This window comes from Luteirhabdus pelagi (assembly GCF_016827595.1).
Taxonomy (GTDB): Bacteria; Bacteroidota; Bacteroidia; order Flavobacteriales; family Flavobacteriaceae; genus Luteirhabdus; species Luteirhabdus pelagi.
The window spans coordinates 940,102-950,181 of record NZ_JAECMS010000002.1 but is presented as its reverse complement, the minus strand read 5'-3'; the positions used below and the strand labels follow the sequence as shown (position 1 = coordinate 950,181).

Sequence of the window (10,080 nt, the reverse complement as noted above, 5' to 3'; positions counted from 1 at the left end):
CGGAGGACAACGGGCTGACCATGAGCATGACCGAGCGGTACGACCCCTATGAGAACGCGGTGGCCGAGCGGATAAACAAAACCCTGAAATATGAATACGGGCTAAGGGAGACCATCAAAAGCACTTCCCTTGCAAGGAAAATCGCGAAAAAAGCTATCTTTACATACAACAACCTGAGAACCCATTGGAGCCTGGACCTGACAACGCCAGAGTCCGCCCACTTGAAACAGAACATTCGGTACAGATCATACCGGAAGAACAAAGAAAAACTGGAATTTTTAACCATTTAAACAACCAAAAAATGGTCAACCTATTTCAGGACAAGACAGTATTTACGGCTATCATGGCGGTATTAAACTGGATTACAGAAGACGGTATTGGTGCGCTTCTGGGAGTTAATGAGACGATCGTCCAAAACACCGATGGTCGGTATAGCGGACTCTCCATGCAATATATCCTAGGAAACCTCTTTGCCCCTATCGCTTGGATAATCGGGGTCCCCGCCGAGGACATTACCGTGGTAGGACAGTTGTTGGGAGAGAAAACAATCTTAAATGAATTTTTTGCTTACGCCTCGCTAAGTGAACTGAAGCAAGCGGGCGCGATTATCAATTATCGATCGATAGTAATTGCCACTTACGCACTGTGTGGCTTTGCAAACTTCGCTTCGATTGGTATTCAAATAGGTGGGATTGGCGTATTGGCACCGAGCAAACGCGTTCTTTTAGCCAAATTTGGAATTAAAGCTTTAATTGGAGGTACGGTAGCGGCATTATTAACAGCCACAATTGCTGGCATGTTGATTGGTTAGGCCGGTCTTACAACCGTTTCAGCCCAATTTGCTGCCTCTTTAACAGAGGGAAAGAAACTTACAGTACCCTTAAACAACTCCATTTCAGAAACCGCCTCCGCCTTTACATTCGCATCTTCAGAAACGATGGCATGACCGATCATTTGTCTTGGGTTGACAAATTTATATGCTTCGGGATCAACATTGGAAGCAAACTCCCGTTCAGAAATGAAAACATACTTCCGTCCCTTGTAGTGGTCGTTGCTAAGTCCCAAAACATGCTTAGCAAGTTCGACAGTTACCTCAGTGGTTTTAAGATGAAAAACAACATAGCACTCGTAGCATTCCAAATCCCCATAAGGAGTCGCATATTTTTGTTCAATCGCCATAGTTGCAAGGTAAGAATAATTACTCATTAGCATCCTAAAAATCAATTTTTTAGATGAATGAAAAAAATTCGGTTAATAACTATTGATAACTGAATTTAGTTCCTAGTCTTCTGAAAGGAGCTATTTTATATTTTTAGCCACTAAACCAATTGACGATGAAGCAGTATCACGACCTCTTAAAGCATATTCTTGAAAACGGCACCGAAAAGAAAGACCGAACCGGAACAGGAACCAAAAGCGTTTTTGGCTATCAAATGCGTTTCGATTTAAGTGAAGGATTTCCGTTGGTTACTACCAAAAAACTTCACCTAAAATCCATCATTCATGAATTGTTATGGTTTTTGAAAGGCGATACAAATATTGCATACCTACAAGAGAATGGGGTTCGTATCTGGAATGAATGGGCTGATGAAAATGGTGATCTCGGACCTGTCTATGGACATCAATGGCGCAATTGGAACGATGAGGAAATCGATCAGATTTCCGATATCATCAAAACCCTCAAAACAAACCCGGACAGCAGAAGAATGTTGGTCAGTGCTTGGAACCCTTCGGTCATGCCAGATACTTCAAAATCTTTTTCAGAAAACGTGGCCAATGGAAAGGCAGCGCTTCCACCCTGTCATGCCTTTTTTCAATTTTACGTAGCCGACGGAAAATTATCTTGCCAATTATACCAACGTAGCGCTGATGTCTTTTTAGGCGTTCCTTTTAATATTGCCTCGTATGCACTATTCACCATGATGATGGCACAGGTCTGTGGGTTCGAAGCAGGCGATTTCATCCACACCTTTGGTGACGTTCATATTTACAATAACCATATGGAACAGGTTGAGCTTCAGTTATCGCGAGATCCAAGACCATTACCGAAAATGTTGCTAAATAAAAACGTAACCGATATATTTGGCTTCACTTTTGATGACTTTACATTGAAAGATTACAATCCGCATCCGCATATTAAAGCAGCTGTGGCCATTTAATTCAAAAACGTACTATGAAAAAACTCATTTTCATCCTTAGCCTACTTATCACTACTGCCGGTGTTGCCCAAGAAGAGTGGGGCGACATGCAAAAAAACAAATTAACCATGAAAGAACTAGCGCCTATCTGGCCTGGTTGCGAAAATGGTTCCGCACCGCAACGCGACAACTGTTTCAAGCAAAAGCTTGCACAGCATATCGCTAAAAATTTTAAATATCCTGCAGACGCCTATAAGAACAATGTTCAGGGTAGAGTAGTTGTAACATTTATTATAGACGAAAACGGTAAGCCTGTTATTAAAAATGTTTCAGGTGGAACCGAAGTTCTTCAAAAAGAAGCGCAACGCAATATTATGTCAATTCCCCAAATGGCGAAACCAGGCATGATGGGCGGAAAACCTCGCGCCATTGAATACACTGTCCCTATCACTTTTAAAACGGGAAAATAGGAATGCAGTATCCTTTTGTAATTTTATTTTTTTGCGTCGGGCTTAGTATTGCGCAAGCGCAAAATAATCTTTCTGAAACATCCTATATCGATTATGAAGTTTGTAACGCTTCCTCGAAGGAACGTATTGGTTGCTTACAGGATAAAATTGACGAAATATTGGTTAACCATTTCAATAACCAGCAATTATCTTTTGAAGAAAATAAGAAGTTTTCTGTTGTTACTGAACTTAATGCCAACTCAAATTCAGAATATTACTTCTTAGAAGTTGAATCTTCAAATGCCTTAGTTAAGGTAACGCTAGAAGGCATAAAAATTCCAATTGCACATGAAGGTCCGACTACTAACACCAATGGAGACCCCATATTTCCACCATTCCCTTACGAGAGATTATTCGAGCTTACTGACGACGGATTTACTGTTACTGAAATAACGGATGAAGAATATGAAGCACCTAAAAACGTGGGGTTTAATGTCATTGAAAAGGTTCCTGTCTATCCTGGCTGTTTGGGAACTAACCAACAATTGAAGGAATGTATGTCTAGACGCGTTCAGGAACATATAAAGCAACACTTCAATCGAAATCTAGCCGAAACGCTCGACTTATCACCCGGGGTTCAGCGTATTTATGTACAGTTCAAGATAAATTCCAAAGGGAAAATTACGGATATAATATCACGTGGACCTCATAAAGCCCTAGAGGAAGAAGCGGAACGTGTGGTTAACTTACTGCCCGACACCAAACCAGGTACACAGCGGGGCGAACCAGTAAATGTTATATATTCTCTTCCCATAGTTTTTGAAGTGGAAGAAACTAAAGCTGAGAAAAAAGCACGACGTCGCGCTGAACGAAAAGCCTCTCAAAATTAAGGGCTTTAACATTCCCTAAACACCTTTCAATAGTAGAATTGGTATCTTTAAAGTGTTGGCTAAAATCCAGCACTTTTTTGTTATGATTCATACCGATACCCTACAAGCATTTTTTCTGGAAACGCGTCAAGATACCGAAAGCATTTGCAAACCCTTAGAAATTGAAGACTATGTGGTGCAACCCATCGTCGATGTTTCTCCCCCTAAATGGCACCTTGGCCATACCACTTGGTTTTTTGAGGAGTTTATCCTAAAACCTCATAAACCAGATTACAAATTGTTCCATGAAGATTTTGCCTATGTCTTCAACAGTTATTACGAAGCCGTTGGAAAACGCGTGCTCCGTACCGACCGTGGCAATCTCTCGCGTCCGGGCGTGGCAAAAGTGTACGATTACCGCCACTATGTTACAAATGAAATGAAGGAATATCTCAATCAAAATGAGCTTTCACCAGAACTGCAACAAGTGTTATTAATCGGGATTCATCATGAAAAACAGCATCAAGAACTATTGATGACCGACCTTAAATATATTTTGGGTCATAATCCATTGTTTCCGAAATATCATGACGAAGTAAACGAGCACCCAATTCAAAAGCATACCGCAGAATGGATTTCAATGGAAGAGGGCATCTATGAAATCGGGCATGAAGGTGATGATTTCTGCTACGACAATGAAGAGGGCCGACACAGAGTGTTTCTTCACGACTATGAAATTTCAAACAAACTGGTGACCAATGGTGATTACCTCGAATTCATGAATTCAGATGGCTATTCCAATCACAATTACTGGCATGCTGAAGCCTGGGATTGGGTAAAAAATGAAGACGTTTCCAAACCGATGTATTGGCATAAGATAGAGGGAAAATGGCACCACTACACTTACGGCGGGTTACAAGAATTAAATATAGATGCTCCAGTAACCCATATTTCCTATTATGAAGCTTTTGCCTATGCCCAATGGAAAGGCTGCCGGTTACCCACCGAATTTGAATGGGAAGCTGCCCAAAAACACTTCGAATGGGGAACGCGATGGGAATGGACCGAAAGTGCCTACCTACCCTACCCTGACTATAAAAAGCCGGAAGGAGCCATCGGAGAGTATAATGGTAAATTCATGGTGAACCAGAAGGTATTGCGTGGAGGTTCTATCGCGACTTCAAAAAACCATACACGCCCTACCTACCGTAATTTTTTTCAAACCAACCTAAAATGGCAATTTACCGGCATTCGGTTAGCCAAATAATGTAAACGAATGAATAATACCACCAAGCCAACCTTGGATACCGCCTTCAAAAAAGATGTTTTTGAGGGGCTTACACAGTTTCCAAAATATCTGTATTCCAAATATTTTTATGACGAAAAGGGTGACAAACTGTTCCAAGATATAATGAATATGCCGGAATACTATCTTACCGATTGCGAGTTTGACATTCTTTCCCTTCATACCGAAGCGATCGCCGAATTCTTTAGAGGAAGTGGTCATGGCTTCGATTTGATTGAACTTGGTGCCGGTGATGGCAAAAAGACCAAGATACTATTGAAGTATTTAGGTGAAAACGATTTCAACTTCGTATATCGACCTATCGACATTAGTCAAAATGCCATCGATAGCTTAACGAAGACATTATCAAACGAACTTCCTAAAGTAGATGTTCGAGGTGAAAAAGGCGAATACTTTGAAGTACTGGAACGCGTTCAGGAGTACAACACCCGCAAAAAAGTGATTATGGTACTTGGTTCCAATATTGGGAACCTACTTCACAAAAGAGCCATAGAGTTTCTTGCTAAGTTGAAGGATTCCATGCGGGAAGGCGATTTGTTATTTATGGGCTTCGATCAGAAAAAAGATCCGGAAACCATCTTGAATGCATATAACGATCCACACGGCATTACCGCTACCTTCAACAAAAATATTCTACATCGTATCAACAGAGAGCTCGACGGAAATTTCCCTGTCGACGATTTTAGACATTGGGAAAGTTATAACCCAGAGTCGGGAACTGCCAAGAGCTTTTTAGTTGCCGAAAAACCGATGGAAGTCACTATTGCAGCCCTAAACCTTACCGTAAAATTCGATGCATGGGAAACCATTCATACCGAAATTTCACAAAAATATGACGATCAGGTAGTCGAATGGCTTGCTGGAGAGGCTGGATTGGATATCGAAACGTCTTACACCGATCCGAAAGGATACTACAAAAACTACGTATTTAAGCGAATAAATGCGTAATTTTCACCAAACTGTTATTTATAATATGAAGGGTTTCCTGTTTTTCGTTTTAGGCATAATAGTAATCAGTTGCGATGGTCCGATGAAAACCACCTCGGAAGCCAAGGACCTTTCCCATGGTTGGGAGAACAAGACCGCCGTGAATATTCCGACGGATAGTCTGCTGACAAGGGGAAGTACCTACTTACCGGTCTATTCAGAAATTTATCAGCAGAGCAAAAATTTCACCTTCAACCTTACCGCTACCGTAAGTATCCGTAATATCAGTTTGAAAGATACCCTTTACATTTATAAGGCCGATTATTATAACACCTATGGCGAAAGAATTCGACAATACCTTAACGGGCCTGTCTACGTGATGCCGATGGAAACCATCGAGATCGTAGTAGATGAAGATGATGAAGATGGCGGAACGGGTGCCAACTTCCTATTCGACTGGAGTACTCGGAAAGGAACGGTAGAACCATTCTTTGAAGCAGTTATGATTTCAACGGCTGGGCAGCAAGGACTTTCTTTCACCACTCAAGGCATTCGAAAAAAATAATTATGAAAGCAATCTGGAACCATACCGTGCTGGCCGAAAGCGACGATACCATCGTAGTGGAAGGCAACCATTATTTTCCTCCAGATAGTATCAATGAAGATTATTTTAAGGATAGTGACAGTCATACCACCTGTCCATGGAAAGGCGAAGCCTCTTATTACAATCTTTTCGTAAACGGTCAGCAGAACCCTGACGCCGCTTGGTACTATCCAGATCCTAAGTCGAAGGCTGAAAATATCAAGAATTATGTGGCTTTTTGGAAAGGGGTCTCCGTAGAAGACTAATTACAATAGCGAAAGCAATCGGTCTAAATCTTCTTCACTATTATAAAAGTGAAATCCAACCCGTATACCACCTCCTCGCTGTGAAGCGATTATATTTTCCTGCTGTAGCTTTTTGAATAGCTTTTCATCGCCTTTTAGATTGAAGAAAGGTGCATGTTGCTTTCTATTTACGACAGCTGCTGAAAGCAAGCCTCTTTCGGTAAATTTTTCCTTTGCTGTAGTTGAAAGATCAGCGATTTGTTGCAATAACCTTTTCTTTCCCCAATCCTCCCAAAGTTCCAGGGATTTCCCGAAGGTTCCAAAGTTCATAAAATCCTGGTGACCGGGTTCAAAATGCTTTATAAAACGTGTATCGGTCGCTTCACTATCGAATCCTTCTGCACTATTGAACCCGATTGTTTTTGGGAACAATCGATCCTTCACCTCTTCCTTCACCATAAAAAATCCATTTCCAAAGCCGGAAAGCAACCATTTATAAACACTAGCGCCCAGTACGTCCAACGGACTAGCACTAAAATTGAAATCGCGGGTACCTAAAAACTGGGTGCCATCGCCGATAAGCATCAAATTGGGATGGGCCGACTTCAACTGAGCTAAAAATTCTAAGTCGATGGTAATACCTGATAGCCATTGTGTGATACTGAATAAAAACACGTCGGGACGGTGCTTCGCAACAGCTACTTCGATATTTTCTTCTATAGTTTCATCAACTTCAGCATAACAAACATCGAAATCGCGGGTTTCCACAGGCCAGTTCACCGAAGGATAATCGCCCTTCAACAATAAGACCTTTTGCCCTTTTGGCAGGCCTTCCAACACCGTATTGATTCCGAAGGAAAAATTTGGAACCAATGCAACCGCTTCTTCACCCGAAGAAAAGAATGCAGCAATCTTAGTACGCACCTCTTGTAGCATTTGCTGGATGGCTCCATAGTTAGCACCTTGCAAAAGGAAATTCTTATCCTGCTCTCTTCTCCAATCGTGTAAGGGCTCCGAAAGTAAGCCCGAGGCAGGGGTATTTAAATAGGTTTGGTGCTGTACTGCAGGAAAGTGAATCTTAAAATCTTCCATAAGGGAATGGGTGTCGCCGTTAATTTCAATATTTTTACAAAATACTAAAGGTAACCAACTATGTTTTCAAAAACCAAGAAATCGGATCGATTGGACGCAGAACAACGCGAACAATACGAATACGCACGGCGACGCATCAAGCAGAAAAAAGCCTTAATGCGTCATTTTATCTTCTTTTTGGCTGGTTCCATATTGGTATTGGTCCTTGATCTTTTGCTAAACAAAGGCCATGAACTTATTTTTCCGAATTGGTCGGTTTGGGTCGTACTTATCTGGGGCTTTATGTTGCTTATCCATGTTTTTAATGTGTTTGTAATGAATACGTTTATGGGGAAGGAATGGGAAGACCGTCAGTTGGAAAAACTGAAAGCGAAACAAGCCGAACGAATTTCAGAATTGCAACAGAAAGTCGATACCGAGCAAGAATTAAACTTGCCCAAAAAAGAAGAAGTAAAAAAAAAGGACAACAACACGCCGCTACCCCCAGACGTCAAATGATTACGATTATAGCTGCAGCTGGAGAGAAGAACGGTCTTGGCAAGGACAACGATTTGGTTTGGCACTTACCAAACGATTTTAAGCGTTTTAAACAATTAACGACTGGCCACCATATCATCATGGGACGAAAGACCTTTGAATCCTTTCCGAAACCTTTGCCCAACAGAACCCATGTGGTGATTACCCGAAATAAAGACTATAAAAAAGAAGGTGCTGTCGTGGTGCATAGTATGGACGAAGCCTTGAAAGTAGCGGAAGGCGATGCACAACCCTTCATAATTGGCGGTGGTGAAATTTATACAATAGGAATTGAAGTAGCCGATAAAATCGAACTGACGCGTGTTCATGGTACCTTTGACGTGGACACCTATTTTCCTGAAATTCCAGCATCCGATTGGCAACTAGCAGCGGAAGTTCATCACGAAAAGGATGAACGTCATCAGTATGCATTCACATATCAGACCTGGGTGCGAAAATAAAATTCAACAAAATCATGCTTACGGAAATCTTAAAACATATCGCAACCGAATCGGGAATGAATGCAGTGAATGCACAACCATTGTCAGGTGGAGATATCAACGAGGTGTATTTGTTACAGGGTGAAGACAGCCAACTGGTGGTAAAATGTAACAGTGCGTCAAAATTTCCGGGCATGTTTGAAGCTGAAGCTAAAGGATTGAAATTGTTGAAATCCAGCAATAGCTTTCACATTCCTTCCGTAATCTCAAAAGGAACTGTTGAAGATGCTGCGTATTTGACGCTTACCTATATAGAAGAAGGAGTCAAAGGCGATTCGTTTTGGTCGCAATTTGCTGAAAATTTGGTAAACCTTCACAAAACAACCCAAGCGCACTTCGGATTGGATCATGATAACTATATCGGAAGTTTAAAACAATACAATTGCCCCGAACGAACAGCAGCCGATTTCTATTTAAACCAACGAATGATCCCTCAATTTCGAATGGTGATAAATAATGGGTTTAGCTTTTCTGGCTTAAAGCAGTTTTATAAAAATGTGGAGAAACTGATTCCTGATGAAAATCCGGCATTAGTGCATGGCGATTTATGGGGTGGAAACTATATGGTAAATCAAAAAGGTGAACCTGTACTGATTGATCCTGCCGTTGCTTTCGCTCCTCGCGAAATGGACCTTGCCATGATGCAATTGTTTGGGGGCTTCTCTTCGGAAGTATTCGAGATGTATCATGAGCAATGGCCGCTGGAAAACGATTGGAAAGCGCGCATTCCACTATACCAATTATACTATCTACTGGTCCATTTGAACATTTTCGGACAAGGCTATTACGATCGTGTTAATAGCATCGTGCAACGATTCGTATAAGCCTTAACAAACTCGCAACATACTTTAGCGTTCCTTTGGCGCAAAAACGCGCGATTTCCTCTTATCTTTCCTCTAAAAATAAGGATATGAGTACGAAGAATTTATATGACACCGAAGCAAAGAAAAAATTGAAAAAATTAGTCGATTCTGGTGATGTAGCCATGATGGCGACCAATTTGGGCACGACACCCTTAAGCGCTGTACCGATGCATACCAAGAAAATTGATGATGAAGGCAATATTTGGTTTTTGAGCACCAATACGAGTGACCACAATGCCGATTTGTTGAAATCGTCTGAAATCCAACTTTTGTATAATGACAAAAGCGATATGGAATTTGTGAGCGTGTATGGTGAAGGTGAAATTATTTCAGACCAAAATACACTGTCCTCCTTGTATGATGATAAGGATAATGCTTGGTTTGAAGGTCCAGAAGATCCGAACCTTACAGCCATAAAGGTAAAGCCGAAGGAAGGAGCTTATTGGAGCAATAAAGACAATAAATTAGTTACGTTCTTTAAACTCCAGATGGCGGCAGTTACTGGCGACGAAAAAGACATCGGCGAATCAGGAAAATTAAAGATGTAATCCCCTCTCCTTTTCAATCGCGAAAAGGGGTTTTTTATTAGTAT

Annotated in this window: 15 protein-coding genes; 13 read left to right on the top strand and 2 right to left on the bottom strand. The window is 41.3% G+C overall.

The window, feature by feature from the left end; all coding sequences use genetic code 11:
- On the top strand, positions 1-290 hold a 290-nt coding region (locus I4Q58_RS09195; protein ID WP_203295547.1), incomplete at its 5' end, for an integrase core domain-containing protein.
- A gap of 11 nt (positions 291-301) precedes the next feature.
- A complete protein-coding gene (locus I4Q58_RS09190; protein ID WP_203295546.1) occupies positions 302-811 on the top strand; it encodes a nucleoside transporter C-terminal domain-containing protein in 510 nt (169 codons plus the stop codon).
- Here I4Q58_RS09190 and I4Q58_RS09185 read toward each other — a convergent pair.
- Positions 808-1,179: a hypothetical protein gene (locus tag I4Q58_RS09185; RefSeq protein WP_203295545.1), complete on the bottom strand. Its 372-nt coding sequence runs from the start codon at positions 1,177-1,179 to the stop codon at positions 808-810. The two genes, I4Q58_RS09190 and I4Q58_RS09185, sit on opposite strands and share 4 nt — an antisense overlap.
- A 155-nt stretch (positions 1,180-1,334) precedes the next feature.
- On the opposite strand from I4Q58_RS09185, the gene I4Q58_RS09180 reads away from it, so the two are divergent.
- From I4Q58_RS09180 to I4Q58_RS09150, 7 genes are all read left to right on the top strand, one after another.
- Positions 1,335-2,159 (top strand): thymidylate synthase, encoded by an 825-nt coding sequence (locus I4Q58_RS09180; protein ID WP_203295544.1) that lies wholly within the window; start codon positions 1,335-1,337, stop codon positions 2,157-2,159.
- Positions 2,160-2,173: 14 nt separating this feature from the next.
- Complete coding sequence (locus tag I4Q58_RS09175) at positions 2,174-2,608, top strand: energy transducer TonB (RefSeq protein WP_203295543.1); 435 nt, start codon at positions 2,174-2,176, stop codon at positions 2,606-2,608.
- A gap of 2 nt (positions 2,609-2,610) precedes the next feature.
- A complete protein-coding gene (locus I4Q58_RS09170; protein WP_203295542.1) occupies positions 2,611-3,477 on the top strand; it encodes an energy transducer TonB in 867 nt (288 codons plus the stop codon).
- A gap of 82 nt (positions 3,478-3,559) precedes the next feature.
- Positions 3,560-4,723: an ergothioneine biosynthesis protein EgtB gene (egtB, locus tag I4Q58_RS09165; RefSeq protein WP_203295541.1), complete on the top strand. Its 1,164-nt coding sequence runs from the start codon at positions 3,560-3,562 to the stop codon at positions 4,721-4,723.
- Between the two features lie 9 nt (positions 4,724-4,732).
- Complete coding sequence (locus I4Q58_RS09160) at positions 4,733-5,710, top strand: L-histidine N(alpha)-methyltransferase (RefSeq protein WP_203295540.1); 978 nt, start codon at positions 4,733-4,735, stop codon at positions 5,708-5,710.
- A gap of 82 nt (positions 5,711-5,792) precedes the next feature.
- Positions 5,793-6,254 (top strand): DUF3124 domain-containing protein, encoded by a 462-nt coding sequence (locus I4Q58_RS09155; protein ID WP_236002864.1) that lies wholly within the window; start codon positions 5,793-5,795, stop codon positions 6,252-6,254.
- Between the two features lie 2 nt (positions 6,255-6,256).
- Positions 6,257-6,538, top strand: a complete 282-nt coding sequence (locus I4Q58_RS09150; protein ID WP_203295538.1) for a DUF427 domain-containing protein — start codon at positions 6,257-6,259, stop codon at positions 6,536-6,538.
- On the opposite strand, the gene I4Q58_RS09145 is transcribed toward I4Q58_RS09150, so the two are convergent.
- Positions 6,539-7,609, bottom strand: coding sequence for an aminotransferase class V-fold PLP-dependent enzyme (locus tag I4Q58_RS09145; RefSeq protein WP_203295537.1), 1,071 nt, complete (start codon positions 7,607-7,609; stop codon positions 6,539-6,541).
- Positions 7,610-7,669: 60 nt separating this feature from the next.
- On the opposite strand from I4Q58_RS09145, the gene I4Q58_RS09140 reads away from it, so the two are divergent.
- From I4Q58_RS09140 to I4Q58_RS09125, 4 genes are all read left to right on the top strand, one after another.
- Complete coding sequence (locus I4Q58_RS09140; protein WP_203295536.1) at positions 7,670-8,107, top strand: 2TM domain-containing protein; 438 nt, start codon at positions 7,670-7,672, stop codon at positions 8,105-8,107.
- Entirely contained in the window at positions 8,104-8,586 is a 483-nt protein-coding gene (locus tag I4Q58_RS09135; RefSeq protein WP_203295535.1) for a dihydrofolate reductase, read from the top strand. Before I4Q58_RS09140 ends, I4Q58_RS09135 begins: the two co-directional genes overlap by 4 nt.
- 14 nt (positions 8,587-8,600) lie before the next feature.
- Positions 8,601-9,449: a fructosamine kinase family protein gene (locus I4Q58_RS09130; protein WP_203295534.1), complete on the top strand. Its 849-nt coding sequence runs from the start codon at positions 8,601-8,603 to the stop codon at positions 9,447-9,449.
- 86 nt (positions 9,450-9,535) lie between these two features.
- On the top strand, positions 9,536-10,036 hold the full coding sequence (locus I4Q58_RS09125; RefSeq protein WP_203295533.1) for a pyridoxamine 5'-phosphate oxidase family protein: 501 nt from the start codon (positions 9,536-9,538) through the stop codon (positions 10,034-10,036).
- The last annotated feature ends 44 nt before the right edge of the window (positions 10,037-10,080 follow it).